Source organism: Variovorax sp. J22P240 (assembly GCF_030316855.1).
In the GTDB taxonomy this organism is placed as follows: domain Bacteria; phylum Pseudomonadota; class Gammaproteobacteria; order Burkholderiales; family Burkholderiaceae_C; genus Variovorax.
The window spans coordinates 45,708-70,956 of sequence record NZ_JASZYR010000008.1 but is presented as its reverse complement, the minus strand read 5'-3'; the positions used below and the strand labels follow the sequence as shown (position 1 = coordinate 70,956).

22 protein-coding genes are annotated in these 25,249 nt (G+C 65.5%); 13 read left to right on the top strand and 9 right to left on the bottom strand.

From position 1 onward, the window contains the following. Positions 1-8 precede the first annotated feature (8 nt). The 4 genes from QTI24_RS19695 (at position 9) to QTI24_RS19680 (ending at position 4,504) form a co-directional block, all read left to right on the top strand. The gene (locus QTI24_RS19695; protein WP_286602755.1) at positions 9-599 is read left to right on the top strand and encodes a TRAP transporter small permease; all 591 of its coding nucleotides are present in this window, start codon (positions 9-11) and stop codon (positions 597-599) included. Further along, positions 596-1,876 (top strand): TRAP transporter large permease, encoded by a 1,281-nt coding sequence (locus QTI24_RS19690; protein WP_286602754.1) that lies wholly within the window; start codon positions 596-598, stop codon positions 1,874-1,876. The genes QTI24_RS19695 and QTI24_RS19690 overlap by 4 nt, the downstream gene beginning before the upstream one ends. 35 nt (positions 1,877-1,911) lie before the next feature. Continuing rightward, the gene (locus QTI24_RS19685) at positions 1,912-2,916 is read left to right on the top strand and encodes a TRAP transporter substrate-binding protein (protein ID WP_286602753.1); all 1,005 of its coding nucleotides are present in this window, start codon (positions 1,912-1,914) and stop codon (positions 2,914-2,916) included. A gap of 130 nt (positions 2,917-3,046) precedes the next feature. Continuing rightward, complete coding sequence (locus tag QTI24_RS19680; protein WP_286602752.1) at positions 3,047-4,504, top strand: metal-dependent hydrolase family protein; 1,458 nt, start codon at positions 3,047-3,049, stop codon at positions 4,502-4,504. 14 nt (positions 4,505-4,518) lie between these two features. Here the strand turns inward: QTI24_RS19680 and QTI24_RS19675 are convergent, their stop codons facing one another. From QTI24_RS19675 to QTI24_RS19645, 7 genes are all read right to left on the bottom strand, one after another. After that, positions 4,519-6,174 (bottom strand): bifunctional aspartate transaminase/aspartate 4-decarboxylase, encoded by a 1,656-nt coding sequence (locus QTI24_RS19675; RefSeq protein ID WP_286602751.1) that lies wholly within the window; start codon positions 6,172-6,174, stop codon positions 4,519-4,521. 40 nt (positions 6,175-6,214) lie between these two features. Next, positions 6,215-7,903 carry an aspartate-alanine antiporter gene (gene aspT / locus QTI24_RS19670; RefSeq protein WP_286602749.1) on the bottom strand — a complete coding sequence of 563 codons (1,689 nt, stop codon included), beginning with the start codon at positions 7,901-7,903 and terminating at the stop codon, positions 6,215-6,217. Between the two features lie 93 nt (positions 7,904-7,996). Then, positions 7,997-9,649 (bottom strand): aspartate-alanine antiporter, encoded by a 1,653-nt coding sequence (gene aspT / locus QTI24_RS19665; RefSeq protein ID WP_353506100.1) that lies wholly within the window; start codon positions 9,647-9,649, stop codon positions 7,997-7,999. A 157-nt stretch (positions 9,650-9,806) separates the two neighbouring features. Further along, a complete protein-coding gene (locus QTI24_RS19660; RefSeq protein WP_286602747.1) occupies positions 9,807-10,847 on the bottom strand; it encodes a VWA domain-containing protein in 1,041 nt (346 codons plus the stop codon). Positions 10,848-10,908: 61 nt separating this feature from the next. Next, complete coding sequence (locus QTI24_RS19655) at positions 10,909-11,901, bottom strand: DUF58 domain-containing protein (protein WP_286602746.1); 993 nt, start codon at positions 11,899-11,901, stop codon at positions 10,909-10,911. Continuing rightward, positions 11,882-12,898, bottom strand: coding sequence for an AAA family ATPase (locus tag QTI24_RS19650; protein ID WP_286602745.1), 1,017 nt, complete (start codon positions 12,896-12,898; stop codon positions 11,882-11,884). Before QTI24_RS19650 ends, QTI24_RS19655 begins: the two co-directional genes overlap by 20 nt. Positions 12,899-12,927: 29 nt before the next feature. Further along, positions 12,928-13,920 carry a S1C family serine protease gene (locus QTI24_RS19645; protein WP_286602744.1) on the bottom strand — a complete coding sequence of 331 codons (993 nt, stop codon included), beginning with the start codon at positions 13,918-13,920 and terminating at the stop codon, positions 12,928-12,930. A gap of 87 nt (positions 13,921-14,007) precedes the next feature. On the opposite strand from QTI24_RS19645, the gene QTI24_RS19640 reads away from it, so the two are divergent. After that, a complete protein-coding gene (locus QTI24_RS19640; RefSeq protein WP_286602742.1) occupies positions 14,008-14,868 on the top strand; it encodes a TatD family hydrolase in 861 nt (286 codons plus the stop codon). A gap of 122 nt (positions 14,869-14,990) precedes the next feature. Next, positions 14,991-15,335 carry a hypothetical protein gene (locus QTI24_RS19635; RefSeq protein WP_286602741.1) on the top strand — a complete coding sequence of 115 codons (345 nt, stop codon included), beginning with the start codon at positions 14,991-14,993 and terminating at the stop codon, positions 15,333-15,335. A 50-nt stretch (positions 15,336-15,385) separates the two neighbouring features. Here the strand turns inward: QTI24_RS19635 and QTI24_RS19630 are convergent, their stop codons facing one another. Further along, complete coding sequence (locus tag QTI24_RS19630) at positions 15,386-16,213, bottom strand: mechanosensitive ion channel family protein (protein ID WP_286602740.1); 828 nt, start codon at positions 16,211-16,213, stop codon at positions 15,386-15,388. Between the two features lie 47 nt (positions 16,214-16,260). On the opposite strand from QTI24_RS19630, the gene QTI24_RS19625 reads away from it, so the two are divergent. The 5 genes from QTI24_RS19625 to QTI24_RS19605 all read left to right on the top strand — a co-directional run bounded on the left by QTI24_RS19625 (position 16,261) and on the right by QTI24_RS19605 (position 21,581). Further along, positions 16,261-16,794 carry a DNA-deoxyinosine glycosylase gene (locus QTI24_RS19625; protein ID WP_286602739.1) on the top strand — a complete coding sequence of 178 codons (534 nt, stop codon included), beginning with the start codon at positions 16,261-16,263 and terminating at the stop codon, positions 16,792-16,794. After that, the gene (locus QTI24_RS19620) at positions 16,791-17,534 is read left to right on the top strand and encodes a class I SAM-dependent methyltransferase (RefSeq protein WP_286602738.1); all 744 of its coding nucleotides are present in this window, start codon (positions 16,791-16,793) and stop codon (positions 17,532-17,534) included. Before QTI24_RS19625 ends, QTI24_RS19620 begins: the two co-directional genes overlap by 4 nt. 8 nt (positions 17,535-17,542) lie before the next feature. Next, positions 17,543-19,330 carry a type IV pilus assembly ATPase TfpB gene (gene tfpB / locus QTI24_RS19615; protein ID WP_286602737.1) on the top strand — a complete coding sequence of 596 codons (1,788 nt, stop codon included), beginning with the start codon at positions 17,543-17,545 and terminating at the stop codon, positions 19,328-19,330. Positions 19,331-19,564: 234 nt separating this feature from the next. Next, positions 19,565-20,053: a tripartite tricarboxylate transporter TctB family protein gene (locus QTI24_RS19610; protein ID WP_286602736.1), complete on the top strand. Its 489-nt coding sequence runs from the start codon at positions 19,565-19,567 to the stop codon at positions 20,051-20,053. A gap of 10 nt (positions 20,054-20,063) precedes the next feature. Beyond that, a complete protein-coding gene (locus tag QTI24_RS19605; protein ID WP_286602735.1) occupies positions 20,064-21,581 on the top strand; it encodes a tripartite tricarboxylate transporter permease in 1,518 nt (505 codons plus the stop codon). 53 nt (positions 21,582-21,634) lie between these two features. Here the strand turns inward: QTI24_RS19605 and QTI24_RS19600 are convergent, their stop codons facing one another. Continuing rightward, positions 21,635-22,561: a LysR family transcriptional regulator gene (locus QTI24_RS19600; RefSeq protein ID WP_286602734.1), complete on the bottom strand. Its 927-nt coding sequence runs from the start codon at positions 22,559-22,561 to the stop codon at positions 21,635-21,637. A 96-nt stretch (positions 22,562-22,657) separates the two neighbouring features. On the opposite strand from QTI24_RS19600, the gene QTI24_RS19595 reads away from it, so the two are divergent. Both QTI24_RS19595 and QTI24_RS19590 read left to right on the top strand, forming a co-directional pair. After that, positions 22,658-23,629, top strand: coding sequence for a Bug family tripartite tricarboxylate transporter substrate binding protein (locus QTI24_RS19595; RefSeq protein ID WP_286602733.1), 972 nt, complete (start codon positions 22,658-22,660; stop codon positions 23,627-23,629). Positions 23,630-23,631: 2 nt separating this feature from the next. Further along, positions 23,632-25,245: a gamma-glutamyltransferase family protein gene (locus QTI24_RS19590; protein WP_286602732.1), complete on the top strand. Its 1,614-nt coding sequence runs from the start codon at positions 23,632-23,634 to the stop codon at positions 25,243-25,245. Positions 25,246-25,249 lie beyond the last annotated feature (4 nt).

Below are 25,249 nucleotides of genomic sequence, written 5' to 3'. Positions count from 1 at the left end.
CAAACAACATGAATCGATGGATCGACCGATGCAGCACCGGCATCGAGGCAGTGATCGCCTTCTTCCTCGCGGTGATGGTGGTGCTGGTGTTCGGTAACGTGGTGCTTCGCTACGGCTTCAACTCGGGCATCACCGTGTCCGAAGAAGTCTCGCGCTGGCTCTTCATCTGGGTGACCTTCCTCGGCGCGGTCGTGGCCCTCAAGGAGCACGGCCACCTCGGGGTCGACATGGTCGTGCAGAGGCTGCCGCCCCTGGGCAAGAAGATCTGTCTCGCGCTCGGGCACCTCGTCATGCTGTACATCGTCTGGCTGCTCTTTCAGGGCAGCGTGGCCCAGGCCCGCATCAACTGGGACGTCACTGCGCCCGTCACGGGGGCGTCGATGGCGGTGGTCTATTCGTCGGGCATCGTCTTCTCGGTGCTGGCCGCATTCATCCTGGCGCTCGACCTCTACCGCCTGCTGACCGGGCAGATCGCCGACAAGGACCTCGTCATGATCCAGGAATCGGAAGAGGCCGTGCAACTGCAGCAGATCCTCGGCGAGGCATCGGAGCCGGGAAATGCGTCCACCCCTGAATTCGCGCACGGGAGCAAGAAATGACGATCCTTGTTTTCGTGGGCTCCTTGCTCCTCGCCATGGCGATGGGCATTCCGATCGCCTTCTCGCTGCTCGCGAGCGGCGTGGCGCTGATGTGGCATCTGGACCTGTTCGATGCCCAGATCCTTGCGCAGAACGTCATCGGCGGTGCCGACAGCTTCCCGCTGCTGGCCGTGCCCTTCTTCATGCTGGCCGGCGAGATCATGAACGTCGGTGGGTTGTCCAAGCGCATCGTCGATTTCGCGCTGGCGCTGGTCGGCCACGTGAAGGGCGGCCTGGGCTACGTCACCATCCTGGCCGGATGCCTGCTGTCGGCGCTGTCGGGTTCGGCCGTTGCCGACGCGGCGGCGCTCACCGCCTTGCTGCTGCCGATGATGGTCAAGGCCGGGCACGACAAGGCGCGCGCCGGCGGGCTGATCGCGGCGACGGGTGTCATCGGCCCCGTCATTCCGCCAAGCATCGGGCTGGTGATCTTCGGCGTTGCGGCCAACGTCTCGATCTCCAAGCTGTTTCTCGCGGCCATCGTGCCCGGCCTTCTCATCGGTGCGGCGCTGTGGCTGACCTGGGCGTGGCTCGTTCGTCGCGAAAAGATCATTCCGCCGCCGCGCAAGTCGACGGCCGAGATCCTTACCGCATTCCGACGTGCCCTGTGGGCCCTGATGCTGCCGCTGATCATCCTGGTGGGCTTGCGCATGGGCGTCTTCACGCCGACCGAGGCGGCTGTGGTGGCTGCGGTCTATGCATTGTTCGTGTCCACCGTGATCTACCGCGAACTGACCTGGAAGGACCTGCACAACATCTTCGTCGGCGCGGCGAAGACGAGTGCGATCGTCATGTTCCTGATTGCCGCGGCGATGGTGAGCGCCTGGCTCATCACAGTGGCCGACCTGCCGTCGAAGGTGGTCGGCCTGCTGCAGCCCTTCATGGGCAACAAGATCCTGCTGATGTTCGCGATCATGGTGCTCGTGATGATCGTGGGCACGGCCATGGACATGACCCCGACGATCCTGATCCTCACGCCCGTGCTGATGCCGATCGTGAAGGCGGCAGGCATCGACCCGGTGTACTTCGGCGTGTTGTTCATCATCAACAACTCCATCGGCCTCGTCACGCCGCCCGTGGGCACCGTGCTCAACGTGGTGGCCGGCGTAGGGAAGATATCGATGGACGATGTCACGCGCGGTGTGGTGCCATTCATGATCGCGGAGTTCGTGATCATGTTCCTCATGGTCCTGTTCCCGTGGTTGGTCATCTGGCCAGCAAAGCTGTTCGGCGGTTGAGCTGATTCCCCAAAAACTCTAGAGGAGACTTATCCATGTCCCGTTTCATCCAGAAGACGCTGTTGGCGGCCGTCGCCGTGCTCGCGATGACCACCGCAGGTGCCCAGGGCAAGGAGCGCACGCTGAAGTTCGCGTTCCAGAACCAGACGGGCCATCCGCAGGCGCAAGGTGCGCAGAAATTCGCCGACCTGGTGGCGCAGAAGTCCGGCAACAAGATCTCGGTCAAGCTCTTCCCCGGCGGCTCGCTGGGCGGGGACTTGCAGACGGTCTCCGCACTGCAGGGCGGTACTGTCGAGATGACGGTTCTCAACGCCGGCATCCTGACCGCGCAGGTGAAGGAGTTCGCCGCCTACGACTTCCCGTTCCTCTTCAACAACGGTCAGGAAGCGGATGCGGTCACCGACGGCCCCTTCGGCCAGAAGCTGATGGCGAAGCTCGAGGAGAAGGGCCTGCATGGCCTCGGCTACTGGGACCTGGGGTTTCGCAACCTGACCAACAGCAAGCGCCCGATCGCGAAGGCCGACGACATCGCCGGGCTCAAGATCCGCGTGATCCAGTCGCCGATCTACATCGACCTCTTCAACACGCTGGGCGCCAACGCCACACCGCTGCCTTTCCCTGAGCTGTACTCGGCGCTCGACCAGAAGGCGGTGGATGGCCAGGAGAACCCCAACACCGTGATCCTGTCGTCGAAGTTCGCCGAGGTGCAAAAGCACCTCACGCAAACCCGCCATATCTATAACCCGCAGGCGCTGATCGTCAGCAAGAAGACCTGGGACGGGATGAGCGCTGAAGAGAAGAAGATCATCACCGACGCGGCGACCGAAGCCACGGCCTTCCAGCGCCAGGTGTCCCGCGGCGCAGCGGACAGCGCGCTCGAAGCCCTCAAGACGGCCGGCATGACCGTCACCGAACTGCCGCCGGCCGAGATGGCGAAGCTGCGCGAGAAGGTCAAGCCGGTGATCGAGAAGTACACGGCCTCCGTGGGCGACGCGACTGTCAAGGAACTGATGGCCGAGATTGCCAAGGTTCGAAAGTAAGGCATAGCAAAAGCATGCGGGCGCCGATGCCCGTGCTTGCTTTTGTTCGCCTTGGCATCCAGCGCGGGTGACGTCAGACTAGGGAAACGCGTCCGGAACGCGTTTCCTTGCCAAGCTCTGGAGGTCATTGATGTATGCCTGCGAATCCATGGCGGACGGTTCGGCGGTAAGCCGAGCCATCTGCATTTGTCATCGGCCCGAGATCGGGAGGCTCACCCGACTCATCAACGCGGACCTGTCGAGGCGCGGCTTCGTCGCCGGCATGGCCGCCTCGGTCGCGGCGCTGGGGCTTCCGTTCAGTGCCAGCGCGCAACCCGCGCCCGCGCAGCCCCGGCCGATCGTGCTGACCAACTTCCGCCTCTTTGACGGCAAGAGTGCGTCGCTCCGCGACGGCCTCCACCTGGTGGTCGAGGGCGACCGGATCAAGTCGCTGGGGAGCGGCGCGCCCGCAGCGCCTGATGGCGCCCAGACGATCAATTGCGGCGGGCGAGTCGTCATGCCGGGGATGATCGACGCCCATTGGCATTCGATGTTCGCAGCCTTGCCGCTCCAGGTGCTCCTGCAAGGAAACATCGGCTTCATCCATATCGCGGCCAGTGGGGAAGCCCAGCGCACGCTGCTGCGGGGCTTCACGACGGTGCGTGACCTGGGTGGTCCCGCCTTCGCCTTCAAGCAGGCGATCGACCAGGGCCTGACGCCGGGCCCGCGCATCTATCCTTCCGGCGCGATGATCACGGGCAGCGGCGGGCATGGCGACTTGCGCTCTTTGTCCGACGTACCGAGGAGCCCGGGCACGCCGAGTTTCGTGGAGCAAACGGGCGCGGCGGCCATCGTCGACAGCCCGGACGAGATCCGGCTGCGCGTTCGGGAGCAGCTCACGCTAGGCGCATCGCAGATCAAGCTCGTGGGCGGCGGTGGCGTCTCCTCGCCGCGCAGTCCGCTGGACCTGACAACGCTCACGGAGGCGGAGTTGCGGGCGGGCATGGAGGTCGCGAGAGACTGGAACACCTATGCCACGGTGCACGCCTATGCGCCGCAGACCGTCCAGCGCGCCATCGCGGCAGGGGCTCGCTGTGTCGAGCACGCGCACCTGATGGACGAGACGACGGCGAAGATGATGGCCGACAAGGGCGTGTGGCTGAGCATCCAGCCTTTCTTGTCGGACGAGGACACGGGCCCCCTGACCGGCCCGAACCGTGTGGCCGCGCTCCAGGTGTTCGCAGGTACCGACAACGCCTACAGGCTGGCGAAGAAATACAAGATCAAGACTGCATGGGGCTCGGACATGCTGTTCTCCCCGGCGCTCGCGATACGACAGGGCACGATGCTGACGCATCTGACGAAGTGGTACTCGAACAGCGAGATCCTGACCATGGCAACGTCCACCAACGCGGAGTTGCTGGGTCTTTCAGGTCCGCGCAACCCTTATCCCGGGAAACTGGGTGTCATCGAGCAAGGCGCGTACGCAGACCTGTTGCTCGTCGACGGCAACCCCATCGAGAACATCGCGCTGCTTGCGAATCCCGACAGCAGCCTTCTGATCGTGATGAAGGACGGCAGGATCCACAAGAACACCCTGAAGGCCTGAGCCGGCGAGGGCCGCTACCTTTTCCCCTTCTTCGCGGATTTCGGTTTTCCGTCCCCGGCCGCGCCGCCTTTCGCGCCGCGGCTTCCCGACCCCTGCTGCTGGTAACGCTCGAAGAACTCGGAGGCCATGCCGCGGATGGATTTGCCGATGTTGGCGTAGTCGTACTCGTTAAGGTTCGCCAGCGACACGCGCCCCGACGCATGCGGGCTGCCGAACCCTCGCCCCGGCAGGAGCACGACGCCGGTTTCCTGCGCCAGCCGGAAGAGCGCCTCGTTCGGCCGAAGCTGCGCCACCAGCCATTTCGCGAAATCCGCACCGTACATCTGCGTCGCGATGTCCTCCATGTCGAGCAGGTGGTAGTAGCGCACGGAGTTGGGGTCGACCACCATCGGGATGCCCAACTCGCGGTAGAGCGCCTGCTTGCGGCGCAGCACGATGCGCTTCATGGCCGCCTTGTAGGCCTGCGCTTCGTCCATCAGCGAGAAGAGGGAGAACATCACCATCTGCGCCTGCACCGGCGTGGAGAGGCCAGCCGTGTGGTTCAGTGCGACGGTACGGCTGTCCGCCACAAGCCGGTCGATGAACTTGAGCGCGCGGGGCTCGGTGGTGATGGAGCAGTAGCGCTCGTCGAGTTCCTTCTTCTGTGCCTCCGGCAGGGCCGCGATCCTCTGGTCGAGAATATTGGTTTCGTGCGTGGCCACCACGCCCATGCGCCAGCCGGTGGCGCCGAAGTACTTGGAGAACGAATACACGAGAATCGTGTTCTGCGGGCACATCGCGAACAGCGAGGTGAAGTCGTCGGCGAAGGTGCCGTACACGTCGTCCGTGAGGATGATGAGGTCCGGCCGCTTCCTGACGATCTCCACGATGTTGGCGAGCACCTCGTCGCTCATCTTCACAGAGGGCGGGTTGCTCGGGTTGCACAGGAAGAAGGCCTTGACCTTGGGGTCCAGCAGCTTCTGCAGTTCCTTCTTCGTGTACTGCCAGTTGTTCTCCGGCTCCGCTTCGATGTTCAGCTCGACCAGGCGGTAGTCATTGAGGTGCGGGATTTCGATGTACGGCGTGAAGATCGGCATGCCCAGCGCGATCGTGTCGCCGGGCTCGATCAGGTGGTTCTCGCGCAGGCTGTTGAACAGGTAGGTCATCGCCGCCGTGCCGCCTTCGACCGCATACATGTCGAACTTGCCCACGAAAGGGTGCGTGCCGATCATCTCGCGGTGGATGTACTGGCCCACGATGATTTCGGAGAGGCGCAGCATGCGGTCGGGCACCGGGTAGTTGCAGCCCAGGATGGCCTCGCACATCTCGTAGATGAAGTCGCCGGCCGACAGGCCGAGCTGGTCGCGCACATAGGAGACCGCCGCCTCGATGAAGCGCACGCCGGGGCGTGATCGATGCGTCTGCGTAAAGATCTCGAAGCGCGCCTCGATGCCCTCGCGCTGGGGAAAGCCTCCCACGTCCTCCATGTAGACGTACGAGCGCTCGGACTCGGTCATCGCGAACAGGCCGAACTGGAAGAAGCCGTGGCGCGGTGTCGTCGCCAGGAAGTTGGGATTGCCGCGGCCCGCGTTGAGCATGAGCCGGTCGCTCTCGCTGGCAGCCTTGATCAATGAGTCCTTGAGTTCGAAGGGGCTGAGGTTGCCCAGTTTTTCGACGTCGCTGAAGTCCATGGCTTGCTCCTTGGTTCGGGAAAAAGAGGGATGTGCGCGCTCAAGCCAATGCGACGATCAACGGACCGAGCAAGGTCAGGAACACATTGGCGAGCGCGTAAGTGATCGCGAAGGGAACGGTCGGTATGGAGTTCTCCGCCTTGTCGAGCACCTCGCCGAATGCCGGGTTGGCGCTGCGCGAGCCCGACAGCGCACCCGCGAAGGTCGCCACGTTGTCGTAGCGCAGCACGTAGCGGCCGAACAGCATGGTGATGATCATCGGCAGGATGGTCACCACCACGCCCACGCCGAAGATCGTCAACCCGTGCTGCTTGATCGTCTCGACCGCCTGCAGGCCGGACGACAGGCCCACGACCACCACGAATCCGGCGAGGCCGAGATCCTTGAGCAGCTGCACCGCGCCCGCCGGCAGCGCGCCGAAGGTCTGGCGCTTGGCCCGGTACCAGCCGAACAGAAGGCCCGACAGCAGTGCGCCGCCGCCGCTGCCGAGCGTCAGGGGGATGTCGCCGAGCTTGACGCTCACCAAGCCGATCAGCAGGCCCACCACGAGCCCGGCACCCAGGTAGACGAAGTCGGTCTTTGTGCCCTGCACGATGATTTCGCCGATGCGCGCCGATACGCGCTTGACGTCCTGCTCGGCGCCGAAGATCGAGACCAGGTCGCCGGCCTGCACCACGGTATCCGGCTTCATCGCCAGGTCCTTGCCCATGCGGCTGATGTTGACCACGAAGATGCCATGCCGCGCGCCGCCCGCAGTCTCCGCGGTGATCTGTCCGATCGTCTTCTTGTCGAAGGTCTTGTTGGTCAGCACGATCTCGCGCTTCTGCATGGTGAGTTCCATGCCGTCGACGTCGTAAAGCTCCTTGCCCATCAGCGGCGCGCTGCCGACCACCGCCTCGCGCCGGCCGACGACGAGCACCACGTCGCCTTTCTGCAGCCGAAGATCGGGGCCGACCTCGATGAACTTGCCGCTGCGCTTGACCCTTTCGATCGTGATGGCGGTGGTCGGCGTGGCGTATTCGATCTCCGCCACCGTGCGGTTCGGATCGGTCGTCAGTTCGTAGATGCGTCCCACCAGCGAAGGCGCGGCCGCCTGCTGGTCCGGCCCCAACGCGGCCACGCCGGCCTGCATCGCGGTTTCGGCCGCGATCGCGTCGTCGCGGATGGACCGGCCCATGAACTTCGGCAGGATGTTGACGCAGACGATGATGGCGCCGAACGAGCCGAACACGTAGGTCACCGCGTAGCCGATGGCGACGTTGCCTTGCAGCCGCGTCGTCTCGTCCGCCGAGAGGCCGAGCTTGGCGATCGCGTCGCCGGCGGTGCCGATGATGGCCGACTGCGTCAGTCCGCCGGCCGCGACGCCGGCCGCGAGTCCCTTGTCCAGGCCGCACAGCTTGGCCATGACGATCACCGTCGCGAGCCCGGTGATGGCGAGCACGGCCGCGAGCACGATCTCCTTGAGAGAGCGCTTGCCCAGCGAACTGAAGAACTGCGGGCCGCTCTCGAAGCCGACTGCGTAGATGAACAGCGCGAAGAGCACCGCCTTCACCCCGTCGTCGACCTTCACGCCGACCTGGCTCACCACCACCGCGACCAGCAGCGACCCGGCCACGCCGCCCAGCTGGAACTTGCCGAACTTCAGCTTGCCGATGTAGTAGCCGACGGCCAGCGAGAGAAAGAGCGCCATTTCAGGCGATCGTTTGAAGAGGTCATGCAGCCATTCCATGTGCCGGGTCCTTTCGGGTCGGAGGTGGGCGAAGTCACTTCATCTGCATGGCGCCGACGATGCCGACGATCAGCGGCCCCATCAGGGGCAGGATCACGTTCGAGATCGCATAGGTGATCGTGTAGCCCAGCAGCGGCGTCGTGTTGCCAGCCACGTCTGCACGGCGCTCAGGGCTGGCGTGCTGCACTGCTGTCCAGCGATGGCGCCCAGCAGCACGGGGGTCTCGATCTTGAGAAAGCGGCGGCCGACGAAGAGCGAGATGGTCGCCGGGACGATCGCGATCGCGATGCCCAGCAGCGGCAAGGCGATGCCGAACTTTTGGATGAGCGTGATCGCCTGCGGGCCCGACGCCAGTCCCACGCAGGCAATGAAGGTGGCGAGGCCGATGTCCTTCATCAGCGCGAGCGCATCCTCGGGAATGCTCAGGCGGTGCGGGTTGCGGGCCTGGAACCAGCCGAAGGCCAGGCCTGTCAGCAACGCACCGCCGCCGGTTCCGAGCGAGAAGGGGATACCGCCCAGCTTGATGCTGAAGCCACCGATGAACACGCCGAGCAGGATGCCCGCCGCCATGTAGCTGATGTTGCTGCGCACGGAATGGACGACGCGCACGCCGAAGAGCGGCACCACTTTCGGCATGTCGGCGGCCGGACCGTAGAGCTTGAGCACGTCGCGCCGCTGGAGCTTGAGTTCGGGCAGCAGCGGCATCGTGTGCCCGTCGCGCACGACACCGACCACATGGACGTTCTGCGGCAGGCGTGGAAGCTGGCTGAGCGCACCGCTGCGGTCCGCTTTCAGGTCGCGCAGCTCGCGGCCGATCCATTCCGGCTGCGTCAGCATCACCTCGACCGTTTCGATCACCACCTCGAAGGCCGTGGTGTCCGCGAACTCGCGGCCCAGAAGGCCGGCGACCTCGACCATCGCGCTGCGTTGCCCGATCACCAGCACCTGGTCCCCGGCTTCGAGGCGCAGCGACGAGCTGACTTCCGGCAGTGTGTCGCCGCGCTTCACGCGCTCGATGCCTGCGCGTCGCTTGAACGGGTCCATCAGCTCCGCCACCGTGCGGCCCTGGGCCGTCGTGACCTCGAACACGCGGCCCACCATGTCGGGGGCGGCGGGCAAGGCGTCGTCGTCGTCGCCGCCGCCCATCGAGCGCCAGAGCTTGTCGGCCTCCTCGCGCAGATTGACGCGCAGCACCAGCGGAAAGACCTGGCTCGTGGCCACCACGATCGCGATCAGCCCGAACACGTAGGTGATCGAATAGGCCGTCACCACGTTGGCCTGCAGCTGGCGGATCTCGTCGGGTGGCAGGGCCAACTTGGAGATGGCGTCGGTCGCGGTGCCCACCACCGCCGATTCGGTCGCGGCGCCGGCCATCAGGCCGGCGGCCGTCCCCGGGTCGAAGCCGAACAGGCTGGTGGCCCCGACCACCAGGCCGATCACCACGACAACCTCGATGAGGCAGAGCAGGCCCATGCGCAAACCCTTGGCATCCAGGTTGGCGAAGAACTGCGGTCCGCCCGCATAGCCGAGCGCGAAGATGAAGAGCATGAAGAAAGTGTTCTTCACGCTGTCCGCCAGCGTGATACCCAGCTGGCCCACGAGCAGCGCAACGATCAGCGTGCCGCAGACGCCGCCCAGCTGGATCGGGCCGAATCGGATCTGGCCAAAGGCGTAGCCCAGGGCGAGCACCATGAAGAGTGCAATTTCCGGGTGCGTTCGCAGGATGTGGACGAGTTCGCCGAACACGAAAACCAGATTCCCCTTCCGATGCCGTCGTGTTGCGGCCGTGGCTCCCCTGCCTCGGCAGGGACTGCCGAGGCGCATGAAATTATTGCGGGGGGATCGCGCCGTGCCTACGCGCTCAAGGGGCAGCCGCCGCTGCACCAAAGGGCAAGAACGGGCGCTACAGGATGCGGTTGAACCAGAGCAGCGACAGCCCGGCCGAGAGCAGCGCCAGCGCGGCGGCGCCCATCGCGAAGAGGGCCGATATCTCGGTCTCCTTCTTCTCGACCGTCAGGCGCGAGCTCAGCGTGTTGTAGACCTTCTTCAGGTCGTTTGCGGTGCCTGCATAGAAGTATTCGGCCTGCGTCTTGTTGGCGATGGCCTTGAGCGTTTCCTCGTCGAGCCGCACGCGCATCGACCAGCCCTCGAAGCCGATGGTCTCGCCGTCGACGGTGCCGATGCCCACGGTGTAGACACGCACGCCGCGCTCGGCCGCCACCTTGGCCGCATCGAGCGGGTCGACCCCGGTGGTGCGCTGGCCGTCGGTCAGCATGATGATCGCGGCCGAGGTGTAGGAGCCGGGCGGCACCGGCGTGAATTCCTTCGGCGGCGGCTTGCCGACGCGATCGATCGACACCCCGCGCTCCCGGCTCTGCGGGCCGAAGTCCGAGATGTCGATGCCGGCATCGGGGAACAGCGTGGCGAGCGAGACGACGATGGCGTTGCCGGTGGCTGTCGCACGCTGAAGCTGGAACGAGTCGATCGCGGTGACCAGATCCTCGCGGTTGGTCGTCGGCAGTTGCGCCACCTGCGCACTGCCCGCGAAGGCGACGATGCCGACCTTCACGGTGCGCGGCAATTCCTTGATGAAGCTCTTGGCCGCCTCCTGCGCCGCGACCAGCCGGTTGGGCAAAACGTCGGCGGCACGCATGCTGCCGGACACGTCCATCGCCAGGATGATGGTCTGCTGGTTCGAGGGCAGCACCACCACCGCCATCGGCCGGGCGGCGGCGATCAGCATCGCGACCAGCGCGAGCATGAACAGGAAGGGCGGGATGTGCCGTCGCACGGTCTGGCCGGCGCCCATCGCCTCGCGCACGATCGACAGGCTGGCATAGCGCAGGGCCAACTTCTTCTTGCGGCGCATGAGCCAGACATACAGCAGCACCAGCAGCGGTATGGCCGCCAGCAGCCAGAGGAATTGGGGCCAGAGAAAGGTCATTCGGAAACCTCCGCGCTTCGCGCTGCGGCGCGAGCTTGCTTGGAGCGGTCCGCCGCGGCGCTCATGCTGCCACCGCCTTGGGATTGGCCGGCCCGGTGCGCACGCGGCGCTTGCGCATGTCGGCAAAGCGCACGATGGCCTCCACCAGGTCGTCGTCTGTCGACAGTTCGAGTGCGTCGACGCCGATCCTGGCCAGCGTCTCGCGCAGGGTGGCTTCGCGTTCCGCGGCAATGCGCGCGAAGCGCTTGCGGAATCCCGCGTCATGCGTGTCGACCCAGAGCTGCTCGCCCGTCTCGGCGTCGCGCAGCGGGACCAGGCCCAGGTCGGGGAGTTCGAGTTCGAGCGGGTCGAAGAGACGCACCGCCACCACGTCATGCCGCTGCACGATGTGCGCGAGTGGGCGCTCCCAGCCGGGCTCGCTCATGAAGTCCGACACCACGAACACGGTCGAGCGGCGCGGCATGAGCATCGCCGCCGATGCGAGCAGGTCCGCGAGGCGGGTCATGCCCTTCTGATCGGGCGCGACCCGGGCCGAGCGGCGCTCCATCGCATGCAGCAGGTGCAGCACGTGCCGCCGTCCGCTGCGCGGCGGAATCACCGCCTCGACGTCGTTGCCGTAGACCATCGCGCCGACCCGGTTGCCGTGCCGCGTCAGGAGGCGGGCGATGACACCGACGAAGCCGGCCGAGATCTCGCGTTTGGCCCGGGTGCCGGAGCCGAAGTCGACCGAGCGGCTCAGGTCGAGCACGAACCACGCGGCCATCTCGCGGTCTTCGGTGAAGACGCGCACGTGCGGCGTCTGCAGGCGCGCGGTGACGTTCCAATCGATGTGGCGAACGTCGTCGTGGTGCTGGTATTCGCGCAGATCGGCCAGGTCGAGGCCGGTGCCGCGCATGAGGGTCCGGTAGTCGCCCTGCAGGAGACCGTCGAGGCGGCGGATCACCGTCCACTCCAGGCGGCGCAAGGCGCGCTCGACGCCACTCGCCGCAGCTTCTGCCGCGGCGAGCTGTTCGTCATTCGCTGCCTTCGCGCGTCTAGGCCACCAGCTTTTCATGTTCGAGCGGTTTGGCTGGAGCGGGCACGGCCCGCATGATCCTGTCGACCAGGCTGTCGGGCGTGAGCCCTTCGGAGAGGCCTTCATAAGAGAGCGTCACGCGGTGGCGCAGCACATCGGGCACCAGCGCGGTCATGTCTTCGGGCAATGCGTAGCTGCGCCCCCGCAGCAGGGCCAGCGCGCGTGCGCCTTCGGTCAGGTTGATGCTGGCGCGCGGGCTGGCGCCGAAGGTGATGAAGCGGCGCATGTCCTTCAGGCCGTGCTTCTCGGGCGTGCGGGTGGCCGATACCAGCCTGACGGCGTACTGGATCAGCGACGGATCGACGTACACGCGGCGCGCCTCGGCCTGCAAGGCGGCGAGCTGATCGGTGGTCGCGACGGGCGCGGCCTCGACCGGCGGGCCGATGACTCGTTCGACGATGACGAATTCCTCCTCGTCGGACGGGTAGTCGACCAGCACCTTCATCATGAAGCGGTCCACCTGCGCCTCGGGCAGCGGGTAGGTGCCTTCGGTCTCGATCGGGTTCTGCGTCGCCATCACGAGAAACGGGCGCGGCACCTTGTGGGTCTCGCCGGCGATGGTGACCTGGCGCTCCTGCATCACTTCGAGCAGCGCGCTCTGCACCTTGGCCGGCGCGCGGTTGATTTCGTCGGCCAGCAGCAAGTTGCAGAAGACGGGGCCCAGCGAGGTGCTGAAGTCACCGGTCTTCTGGTTGTAGATGCGCGTGCCGACCAGGTCGGCCGGCACCAGGTCGGGCGTGAACTGGATGCGTTTGAATTGCCCCCGCACGGTGTCGGCGAGCGTTCGCACCGTCAGCGTCTTGGCCAGCCCGGGAACGCCTTCGACCAGCAGGTGCCCGCCCGCCAGCATCGCGACCATGACTCTTTCGAGAAAGCGGTCCTGGCCGACGACGACTCTCTTGACCTGATAGAGGATCTGCTCCATCAGCTCGGCAGTGGCTGTGGCGGCGGCGGGCGATTCGTTCTCTGTGCTCATGCGGAGTGCCTTGGTGGGATCGGTGGGAGTCAGAACGGCGGCGAGCCGGCGGCAGTGGCGGCGTTCTCGATCGGAACGGCGAAGCCGATGCCGATGAAAGTGCGCTGCTGGGTCGGGTTGAGGATGGCGGTCACGATGCCGAGCACTTCGCCATTCATATTGATGAGCGGGCCGCCCGAATTGCCGGGATTGGCGGCGGCATCGAACTGGATCAGGTTGCCGAGTTCCTGCTTGCCTTCGGGCGAGCGGAAGGAGCGCTTGAGGCCCGACACCACGCCGGCGGACACCGAAGGCCCGATGCCGAACGGAAAGCCGACCGCCACCACCTGGTCACCCGGCTGGAGGTCGGCCGTCGAGCGCATGGTCGCGGGGATGAGGTCGTCGGGCAGCTTTTGCGCCTGCAGCACGGCGAGGTCGTTCTCGGGCTGCACGCCGGTGACGATGGCGGGCGCCTCGAGCCCGTCGGCGAAAGTGACCTTGACGGTTTCCGCGCCGGCCACCACGTGCAGGTTGGTCAGGATGATGCCCTTGTCGACGATCACCACGCCGGTGCCGACGCCGCGCTCCACCTGCTGTCCGGGCGCTGCCACTTCCGGCGGTGCCTCCGGCGGCTTGCCCTTGGCGAGATTGCGTCCGCGCTTCTCGGTCTTGGCTTCGGGCGTGGTCTTCTCGGTGCCATAGCCCACCACGCGCACGACGGAAGGGCGGATGATGTCGGCAGCCTTTGCCGCCGGGGAGGGCAGGGTGGCGGTCTGCAAGGTGCGCAGGACGGCCGAGTCGATGTCCTTCTGGGTCAAAGTGTGCGTGCCCTGGCGCGGCCACATCACGACGCCGGTCGCGCCCATCGCGAGGACGAGTGCCAGCAGGAGTCCGAAGCTGCGGCGGCCGGGTTGCCATCGTGGCGCCGCAACGGCCGCCGGCACCGCGGGCGTGTCTGGAGCGCCGGATGTGTCGGGCGCTCCGGGTTCGGCCGCATCCTGCGGCCCTCGGGGCGAGCGGCTGTAGAAAGCTGGCCTGCGCATCGGGGCACCTCCGGCAAAAGAGAACGCTTGAGGAGGCACGGTAGCACGCTTTCCGCGGCTGTGCATCCGTTCGGGCATCATCGCTCGATGGCCGTCTTCGTCGATACCCATTGCCACCTCGATGCGCCCGAATTCGGCGCGGAAATGCCCCGGATACGGGCCCGTGCGCGGAGTCGGGGCGTGGCGCTTTGCGTCATCCCCGCGGTGGCCGCCGTCAACTTCGCGGCGGTGCGGGAGCTCGCGCATCTTCAGGGCGATGCCTACGCGCTCGGGATCCATCCGATGTGCACGGGCGATGCACTGGACGAGCATCTTGATCTGCTGGACGCCGAACTCGTTCAGCGGCGCGATGACCCGCGCCTGGTGGCAGTCGGAGAGATTGGCCTGGACTTCTTCGTTGAAGGGCTCGACGCGGACAAGCAGGAACGCTTTTTTCACACTCAGTTGCAACTTGCGCGTAAGCACGAGCTGCCAGTAATCATTCATGTGCGGCGCTCGGTCGACAAGGTGCTGAAGCACCTGCGGCAAGTGGCGCCCGGACAGGCGTGGCATGGCATCGCGCATGCCTTCAACGGCAGCGAGCAGCAGGCGCAGGCCTGCATCGACCTCGGCCTCAAGCTGGGCTTCGGCGGCGCGGTGACGTTCGAGCGCGCCCTGCAACTGCGCCGACTGGCGGCAACCCTGCCGCTCGAAGCGATAGTGATGGAAACCGATTCACCCGACATTCAGCCGCACTGGCTCTACAGGACGCAGGCCCAGCGCGATGCGGGCGAGCCGCAGGGCCGCAACGAGCCGGGCGAGCTGCCACGGATCGCCGACGTGGTGGCGGCGTTGCGCGGGATCGACGCAGCAGCGCTGGCCGAAGCAACCACTCGCAATGCAGTCGCGGCCCTGCCTCGTCTGTCTGCGCTGATCGGCCTGTCGGCCGCCATCCCGCGCCTGGCGTAGGCGAAGCGCCCGACTTGCGTCCAAGCACGCGCCTCAATGGTTTTTGGTGTCATCCTTTGACCTTGTGCACTCGTTGCATCACAGTGGCGAGCCTGTCACTCCAACTCATACAAGGAGCTTCCATGACCCCATCCAACATTCGCGTCCTGTCGACCGCCGTGGCCCTGGCCTTCGCCTGCATTGGCGGATCGGCAGTTGCGCAAAGCACCACCCAGAAGGTCGAGAACGCCGGCGAAAAGGCCTGGGATGCCACCAAGAGTGGCACCGAAAAAGCCTGGGACGCCACCAAGAGTGGCACGAAGAAGGCCGTGAAGGCGACCGAGAAGGGCGCCAAGGCGACCGGCAAGGCCGTCGATAACGTGGCCACCGACGCCGCTGACGGCACGCGCAAGGTCGGCGACAAGATTGGCGAGAAGATCCCGGGCACGGTTCAGAACGAAGCCGTCAAAAAGGGCGAAAAGCCCTGATCTCCGGTTCGCTTCCGAAATGAAAAAACCCGCCTCGGCGGGTTTTTTTCTTAGGTGGTCGCCGGCCCGACCGCCCGCCGGACGAGCGGCGTTTCAGGTGTCGGGTAGCCCGCCGCACCGAAGGTCTTGACGACCGCGCGGTGCGTGTCGAAGTACACCTGCCAGTAGTGGTCCGTGTGCGTGTAGGGCCGCACGGCGAGCAGGGGGCCTTCGGGAGTGAACTGGAGAATCTCGATGTCGGGCGGCTGCTCGGTCGAGACGTTCGAGATCTTGCTCACCTCGGCCCTCAGCAACTCGATGGCTTGGTTCACGTCGACGCCGTTGGCGACTTTCGCGGTGGTGTCGACCCGGCGCCACGGCAGGTGGCTGAAGTTCTGGATCGTCTCCGACAGCACTTTGTTGTTGCCCACGGTGGCGATCACGTTGTCGGGCGTGACCAGCGTCGTACCGAACAAGCCGAGTTCCTTGACGGTGCCGTTGACGCCGCCGCCGACGGTCACGTAGTCGCCGACCTTGTACGGCCGCAGCACCTGAAGGAACACGCCCGCTGCAAAGTGCGTGAGCAGGCCGCCCCATGCCGTGCCGATGGCCAGCCCGGCGCCTGCCAGCAGCACCGCGAACGAAGTCGTCCTCACGCCGAACATGTCTAGGATCGCGAGGATCAGGACGATGTTGAGCACCACGCCGAGGATCGAGACCAGGTAGTTGCTCAGCGTCGGGTCCATGCGCTTGCCGCGCTCGAGCGCCTTGGCAACGAGCCGCTGCGCGAGTCCGATGAGCCATCGGCCGATGCCCCAGGCGATCAGGGCGCCGATCACTTTCAGGCCAAAATCCACCCCTTGCGTCGTCAGGAAAATCCAGATCGCTTCCGTATTCATGATCTTCTCCTCACAGGTGCCGGCACTTCTGCGAACCGGCAAGCGTTATGGATAAGCCAGCTTTGCGCCCAGGCGACGCGAAGGCTGTGCTCACGGGGCTTGCGCCAATCGTTTCTGGCAACACCGCCTTGTTGATACTCGGCAGCTTTCCAGGAGCCCGGTCGATCGCGCAGCAGCAGTATTATGCGCACCCGCAGAATCACTTCTGGAAAATATTGGAGGCCCTGTGGCCCGGCAACCCGCTTCCAGTGGGCGAAGGCAGCTATCAAAAGCGTAGCAAGTGGTTGTTGGACCGTGGTCTGGGCGTGTGGGATGTCTACGCCAGTTGCGAGCGGGAGGGCAGTCTCGATTCCGCGATCCGCGACGCGGTCGTCAACGACATTGCGAGCCTTCATTTGCCGAAGCTGGTGGCCATCGCCCACAACGGTGGCGAGAGTTTCCGGCATGCGCGGCACACGCGCACGCTGGGTGTGCCGGTCCATCGCCTGCCTTCGTCGAGCCCGGCCAATGCGTCGTGGAGCTTCGAGCGCAAGGTCCAAGGCTGGCGTGAGGTGTTTGAAAGGTATCTGGTCATTCCATGAAGGTCTCCCTTCCCGAGGTCAATTTCTCCGATTGGGGAGACGTTCGCTATCTGCACCTGGGCACCGAGTGGGTGCAGGGCTCGATGAGGCTGGACGCGCCCTTCGAAATCGAACTCGAATACGTGCAGCGCATGATGGCGTGGCTGCTCTTCGTCGACGCCGCCAGCGTGCCCAAGCGCCATGCCATGCAGTTGGGCCTGGGCGCGGCCAGCCTCACCAAGTTCAGCCGCAAGACGCTGCGCATGCGCACGACCGCGATCGAGCTCAATCCGCAGGTGGTCGCAGCCTGTCGCGGGTGGTTCAAGCTACCGGCGGATGACGGCAAGCTCCAGGTGGTGGTGGCCGATGCGGCCGCCGAGATCCGCAAGCCGCAGTGGCTGGGCACGGTCGACGCGCTGCAGGTCGACCTGTACGACCATGAGGCCGCCGCGCCCGTGCTCGACAGCGAGGACTTTTATGCCGACTGCCGCGCCTTGCTCACCGACGACGGCTGCATGACGGTCAACCTGTTCGGCCGATCGTCCAGCTACGAGCGCAGTCTTGAGAAGATTTCCGCCGCGTTCGGCGAGGACGCGGTCTGGGCCTTCAAGCCGACGCGCGAGGGCAACACCGTGGTGGTCGCCCAGCGCATTGCCAGCCGGCCGAAGCGCCCCGCGCTTGCCGACCGCGCCCAAACCATCCAGACTCGCTGGGGCCTGCCCGCACCCAAGTGGCTGCGCGTGTTCAAACCTCGGAACTGATTTCATCCATGAGTGCTGTCTCCGTCGCTGCATCCGCCGCTTCCCGCCACGAAGGCCCGCTCGATCTGCGCCATCTGATCGAATGGCTGGCCAAGGACGGCGTGATCTCGCCTGTGGAGGCAAAGCGCACGCTGGCGCGCTGCGCGCAGGCCGAAAGCCGGCAGGCGCCGCTGGTGCGCCTGGCGAACGTCGCGATGACGCGCGAGGGCGACGGCAAGCCGCTCGATCTCGAGATGCTCACGCAGTGGCTCGCGGGTCGTGCGGGGCTCTCCTATCTGCGGATCGACCCGCTCAAGGTCGACGTGGGCAAGGTGGCAGACACCATGAGCGCCGCGTACGCCGAGCGGCACAAGGTATTGCCGGTGCAGGTAACTCCGAGCGAAGTGGTGGTTGCCACGGCCGAGCCCTTTCTCACCGACTGGATCGCCGAGGTCGAGCGCCAGTCGCGCCGATCGGTGCGACGCGTGGTTGCGAGCCCGACGGACATTCAGCGCTACACGGCCGAATTCTTCGCACTGGCCAAGTCGGTGCGGGCCGCGCAGAAGGCGGGCGGCAACACGGGTGGGGCCAGCTTCGAGCAGCTCGTCGAACTCGGCAAGAGCAACAAGCAGCTCGACGCCAACGACCAGAGCGTGGTGCAGGTGGTCGACTGGCTCTGGCAGTACGCCTTCGACCAGCGCGCGAGCGACATCCATCTCGAACCGCGCCGCGACCAGGGCGTCATCCGCTTTCGCATCGACGGCGTGCTGCATCCCGCCTACCAGATGCCGATGGGCGTGATGAATGCGATGGTCGCGCGCATCAAGCTGCTCGGCCGAATGGACGTGGTCGAGAAGCGTCGGCCGCTCGACGGCCGCATCAAGACCCGCAACATCCGCGGCGACGAAGTCGAAATGCGCTTGTCGACATTGCCGACGGCCTTCGGGGAAAAGATGGTGATGCGGATCTTCGACCCCGACACGGCGGTGAAGGACCTGGACGCACTCGGCTTCGCGCAGCACGACGCGCGGCGCTGGGAGCAACTGGTGACGCGGCCGCACGGCATCATCCTGGTGACCGGCCCGACGGGGTCTGGCAAGACGACCACCCTGTATTCGACGCTCAAGCGGGTAGCGACGGAAGAGGTCAACGTCAGCACGATCGAGGACCCGATCGAAATGATCGAACCGTCCTTCAACCAGACGCAGGTGCAACCGCAGCTCGATTTCGGATTCACCGAGGGCTTGCGCGCACTGATGCGGCAAGACCCGGACATCATCATGGTCGGCGAGATCCGCGACCTGGCCACTGCCGAGATGGCGGTGCAGTCGGCTCTGACCGGCCACCTGGTCTTCAGCACGCTGCACACCAACGATGCTCCCAGTGCGATCACGCGGTTGATGGAGCTGGGTGTGCCGTCCTACCTGATCAACGCGGTGATGCTCGGCGTGCTCGCCCAGCGTCTGGTGCGCACGCTGTGCCTGCATTGCAAGGAACCCGACGAAGCCGTCACCCGCGAGAAGCTCGCGGAGTTCGTGACGCCCTGGCAGATCAACGGCTCCGTGCGTGCCTACAAGCCGGTCGGTTGCGTCGACTGCCGAATGACCGGCTACATGGGCCGCATGGGCCTGTACGAACTGCTCAGCATCACCGAGGCATTCAAGGGCGAGGTCACCAAGGAACCGAACATGGTCTCGCTCAGGCGGCAGGCCGTCGCCGACGGCATGCGCCCGCTGCGCCTCGCCGGAGCGCTGCGCGTCGCAGAAGGGGTCACGACGATCGAAGAGGTGCTGAGCGCAACTCCGCCTCTGGAGTAGCTTCGGCCGGCGCAGCCAGGCCCGTTCGCGAAACACCGCGGAACCGGCTTCGCCGGGCCGCAGGTGTTGCCCCCCGGTAGGGGGTTAGCGAAGCGACACGAAGTGCGCGAAGCTTGGGGGCGAGCAACAGCCCCCTCGGGATTACCCTGAATTCACGGTTAGTGGAATCCACATCCACCTGACTTCTGGCTGACCACACAATCTCCGATCGAATTTTTTTCGTGGAGACCATTCGTGAAAATCAAGAGTCAGAAAGACTTCTTCTCGGGGGTGATGTTCACCGTCGTCGGAGTCGCATTCGCCTGGGGCGCAACGACGTACAACGTCGGCAGCGGCGCCCGCATGGGTCCGGGATACTTCCCGCTGATGCTCGGCATCCTGATGGCCGTCATCGGGCTCGGCATCATGTTCACCGGACTCACGGTCGAGACCGAGGACGGCGAGCCGATCGGCAAGTGGGCCTGGAAGCAGGTGATCTACATCATCGGCGCCAACCTCGCCTTCGGCTTGCTGCTCGGCGGCCTGCCGAGCATCGGCGTGCCGGCCATGGGCATGATCATCGCCATCTATGCGCTCGTGATCATCTCCAGCCTGGCGGGCAGTGAGTTCAACCTGCGCAAAGTGCTGATTCTCGCGACGGTGCTGGCCGTCGGCAGCTACATCGCCTTCATCTGGGCGCTGAAGCTGCAGATCCAGGTGTGGCCTACCTTCATCACGGGTTGAGGACGACAAGATGGATCTCGTAAACAATCTCACGCTGGGTTTTGGCGTCGCCTTCACCTTCACCAACCTGCTGTACTGCCTGGCCGGTTGTATTCTGGGCACGCTGATCGGCGTGCTGCCGGGCATCGGCCCCGTCGCGACCATTGCGATGCTGCTGCCCGCCACCTATGCGCTGCCCCCTGTGTCGGCGCTGATCATGCTGGCCGGCATCTACTACGGCGCGCAGTACGGCGGCTCCACTACTGCCATTCTGGTCAACTTGCCAGGTGAATCGTCCTCCGTGGTGACCGTGATCGACGGCTACCAGATGGCGCGGAAAGGGCGGGCCGGTCCAGCGCTCGCTGCCGCTGGCCTGGGCTCGTTCTTCGCGGGCTGCATCGGCACGCTGATTCTGGCGGCCTTCGCACCGCCGCTGACCGAGCTGGCCTTCAAGTTCGGCCCGGCCGAATACTTCTCGCTGATGATCCTGGGCCTGATCGGCGCCGTGGTGCTGGCCTCGGGCTCGCTGCTCAAGGCCATCGCGATGATCGTTCTGGGCCTGCTGATGGGCCTGGTCGGCACCGATGTGAACTCGGGTGTCGCGCGTTTCAGCTTCGACATCCCCGAACTCACCGACGGCATCGGCTTCGTGACCATCGCCATGGGCGTGTTCGGCTACGGCGAAATCATTGCCAACCTGTCGCGACCCGAGCACGAGCGTGAAGTGTTCACCGCCAAGGTGTCCGGCCTGTTCCCGACCAAGGAAGACTTCAAGCGCATGCTGCCCGCCGTGCTGCGCGGAACCGCCCTGGGCGCGTCGCTCGGCATCCTGCCCGGCGGCGGTGCGCTGTTGGCCGCCTTCGCTGCCTACACTATCGAGAAGAAGACCAAGCTGCATCCGGGCGAAGTGCCCTTCGGCAAGGGCAACATCCGCGGCGTCGCGGCGCCCGAGTCGGCCAACAACGCCGGTGCGCAGACCTCCTTCATCCCGCTGCTGACGCTGGGCATTCCGCCCAACGCGGTGATGGCGCTGATGGTGGGCGCGATGACGATCCACAACATCCAGCCCGGCCCGCAGGTGATGACCAGCAACCCCGAACTCTTCTGGGGCCTGATCGCCTCGATGTGGATCGGCAACGCGATGCTCATCATCCTGAACCTGCCGCTGATCGGCATGTGGATCAAGCTGCTGTCGGTGCCTTACAAGTACCTGTTCCCGGCCATCGTGCTGTTCTGCGCGATCGGGGTGTACTCGACCAACAACAACACCTTCGACATCTGGATGGTGGCGATCTTCGGTTTCATCGGCTACAGCTTCTTCAAGCTGGGATGCGAGCCTGCGCCGCTGCTGCTGGGCTTCATCCTGGGGCCGATGATGGAAGAGAACCTGCGGCGCGCGCTGCTGCTGTCGCGCGGCAGCTGGGCCGTGTTCGTCTCTCGCCCGATTTCGGCGGGCCTGCTCGCCGCGGCGCTGCTGCTGCTGGTGATCGTGCTGCTGCCGGCCGTGAAGTCCAAGCGCGAGGAAGCCTTCCACGAGGAAGAGGCCTGATCGACAGGCGTATCTCGCTATCTCTCAACGGCACCTTCGGGTGCCGTTTTCATTCAGGGCCTGGAGATGCGGGGCGGCTTCATGTGCTGCCGGGCCATGGCGAGGAACGCCATCGCCGCGGGATTGAGTGGGTGCTTCGCCAGCCGCACGGCGACGACCGGGTATTCCAATGTGGGGCGCGTCACCGCTACCGCGCGCAGGTTTCCGGGCATCAGCACCTCCACATAGCGCGGCAGCAGCGCCACGCCCGCGCCCGACTGGATGAGCCCGAAGGCTGTCGACAGCATCGACACATGGTGCACTACGCGCGGGTACACATTGGCCACGCTGGAAAGCTGTCGGCTGACGGACCGCCAGATGTTGGCGTCAGGATTGACGTGGATGAAGGGCAGGCTGTCCAGGTGCCTGGCGTCGATCACCACCCGCTGCGCCAGCGGATGATCGTCACGCACGAAGAGGCTCATGCGCTCGGTGAAGAGCGGCTCCGTGGCGAGTTCGGAATGCTTCTGCCCGATGTCCGACCCGAAGCCCAGGTCGGCCTCCTGCGAGAGGATTCGCGAAATCATCTGCTCGGCCGTGCTGTCGAGGAGTTCGGTCGCCAGCGAGGGGTGCTGTTGCGAAAATCGGCTCAGCAATGGCGGCAGCAGCGCGCCCGCCGTGAGATGGCCAACCGCCAGCACCACGCGCCCCTCCCGAAGCTGCGACTGGGACCGGCAGGCCTCGACCGATTCATCGATCAGCCGGAGCGCACGCATGGCCGTGTCGACCATCATCTCGCCGGCGTTGGTCATGCGGATGCGGCGGCCGCGCACGACCAGGGGCTGGCCGAGTTCGAGTTCCATGCGCTTGATCAGATGGCTGATCGCGGGCTGCGTGAGCTGCAGGCTCTCCGCCGCCAGGGTGAAGCTGCCCGATTCGGCGACAGCCGCGAGGGCCCGTAGCTGCTGCAGGGAGATCTCTTCAGCGCCGGTCTTTGGCATAAGAAATGCTCATAATTCGATAAGCCGGATTATCTGGCTTGATACAGGGGCCCTGCATAGCATTCGTACTCCTCCACAGGGACAAAATCCAGCACCATGAAACGAATCCAGTTCCTTCAGGCCGTCGCAGCCATGCTCTGCATGGCCGGAACCTCCGCCAGCCTGGCGCAAAGCTATCCAACCAAGCCGATCCGGCTCATCGTGCCTTTCCCGGCTGGTGGCGCGACGGACCTGTTTGCGCGCACGCTGTCGCAGAAGATGGGCGAGAAGCTCGGCACCACGCTGGTTATCGACAACAAGCCCGGCGCCGGCGGCGCGATCGGCTCCGATATGGCAGCCAAGGCTGCGCCCGACGGCTACACACTGCTGCTCGCCACCACGAGCACGCACTCGATCGGCCCTTGGATCAATCCCAAGCTGCCTTACGACACGGTGCGTGACTTCACGCCGATCGCCCACGTCGGCGACGCGCCCAGCATCATGCTGGTGCCCAACAGCTCGCCGGCCAAGACGGTGCGCGAATGGATCGACTACGCGAAGAAAAACCCCGGGAAGCTCAACTACGCATCGAGCGGCAACGGCACCATCGTCCAACTCACGGCGGAGCTCTTCAAGTCCCAGGCCGGCATCTTCGTCACGCACATTCCGTACAAGGGCACGGCGCTCGCGATTCCCGATCTGATCAGCGGCAAGGTCGATGTGCTGTTCGACTCGCTTCCCACCGGCATGCCGCACGTGCGTGACGGCCGGCTGCGCGCATTGGGCGTGACCTCGCTCAAGCGCAGCCCGCTGGCGCCCGAGCTGCCGCCGATCGCCGACACGCTTCCGGGCTTCGAATCCAACACGTGGTTCGGCCTCTACGGTCCCAAGGGCCTGCCGGCCGAGATGGTGACGCGCATCAACACGGCGGCCAACCAGGCGCTCGCCGATCCGGAAGTGCGCGACAAGCTCGCGCGGCTGGGCATCTCGCCCACGACGAGCACCCCGGCGCAATTCGCGAGCATGGTGGCCGAAGACGCTGCCAAGTGGAAAAAGATCATCACCGAACGAAAAATCACTGGGGACTGAGCATGAAGTTCGATTACGCAAACCCCTACACGTCGACCCGCATTCCGGTCTTCGCGCGCAACGTCGTTTCGACCTCGCATCCGCAGGCCGCGCAGGCGGGCCTTCGCATCCTGTACCAAGGTGGCAATGCCGTCGATGCCGCGATCGCGACGGCGGCCGCCATGACGGTGCTCGAACCGGTCAGCAACGGCCTGGGTAGCGATGCCTTCTGCATCCTGTGGGACGGCAAGAAGCTGCACGGACTGAACGGCTCGGGCTCCGCGCCGCAGTCCTGGACGCCTGATTACTTCAGCCGCAAGTACGGCGCAGATGCGCGGACGCCGCCGCAGCGCGGCATCGATTCGGTCACCGTGCCCGGCGCCGTCGGCACCTGGGTCGCGATGTCCGAGCGCTTCGGCAAGCTGCCCTTCGAGAACCTCATGGCGCCGGCCATCGAGATCGCCGAGCGCGGGTACCTGATGCCGCCGGTGGTGCAGCAGAAGTGGGCCGCGGCCACGCCCCTCCTGCAATCGCAGCCGGGCTTTGCGCAGAGCTTCCTGCCGTGGGGACGTGCGCCCGAGGTCGGTGAACTCTTCCGCTTCCAGGCCGCGGCGCGTGCGCTCAAGGCCATCGCTGCGACCAAGGGCGATGCGTTCTACAGCGGCGAGATCGCGGAGGCACTGGAGAAGTTCTCCAACGCAAACGGCGGCAGCCTCAAGGTGCGCGACCTCGCCAACTGGAAGCCCGAATGGGTCGAGCCGATCGCGCAGAACTACCGCGGCCACACGCTGCACGAGATCCCGCCGAATGGCCAGGGCATTGCCGCGCTGATCGCGCTGGGCATCCTCGAGCACTTCGACATCGGCTCGATCCCGGTCGACTCGGTTGCCTCGCAGCATCTGCAGATCGAGGCCATGAAGCTCGCCTTTGCCGACACCTACCGCTACGTGTCCGACCCATCGTCGATGGAGGTGACGCCCCTGCAAATGCTCGATGGCGCGTACCTCGCATCGCGTGCCAAACTCATCGATGTGAACAAGGCGCAGGACTTCAAGGCGGGCAACCCGGTCAAGGGCGGAACCATCTATCTCACCGCGGCCGACGAGAGCGGCATGATGGTGAGCTTCATCCAGAGCAACTACATGGGATTCGGCTCGGGCTGCGTGGAGCCCGACTTCGGCATCAGCCTGCAGAACCGAGGCCACGGCTTCAGCCTCGACGCCAAGAGCCCGAACGTGGTGGCACCTGGCAAGCGCCCCTTCCACACCATCATCCCGGCCTTCCTCGCGAAGGACGGTGCGCCGGTGATGAGCTTCGGCGTGATGGGCGGCAACATGCAGCCGCAAGGCCACATGCAGACGCTGGTGCGCATGCTGGACTACAAGCAGAACCCGCAGGCCGCGTGCGATGCGCCGCGCTGGCGCTTCAACTCGGGCCTCGAGATCAACGTCGAGGCGGCCATGGATCCGAACACGGTCCAGGGCCTGACCGAACTCGGCCACAAGGTCGATGTCATCAACGACTCTTACCAGGACTTCGGTGCGGGCCAGTTCATCTGGCGCGCGGGCGATCCGGCGGTCGAGGGCTACGTGGCCGCGAGCGACGCGCGCCGCGACGGCCTTGCCGCCGGGTTCTGATTCT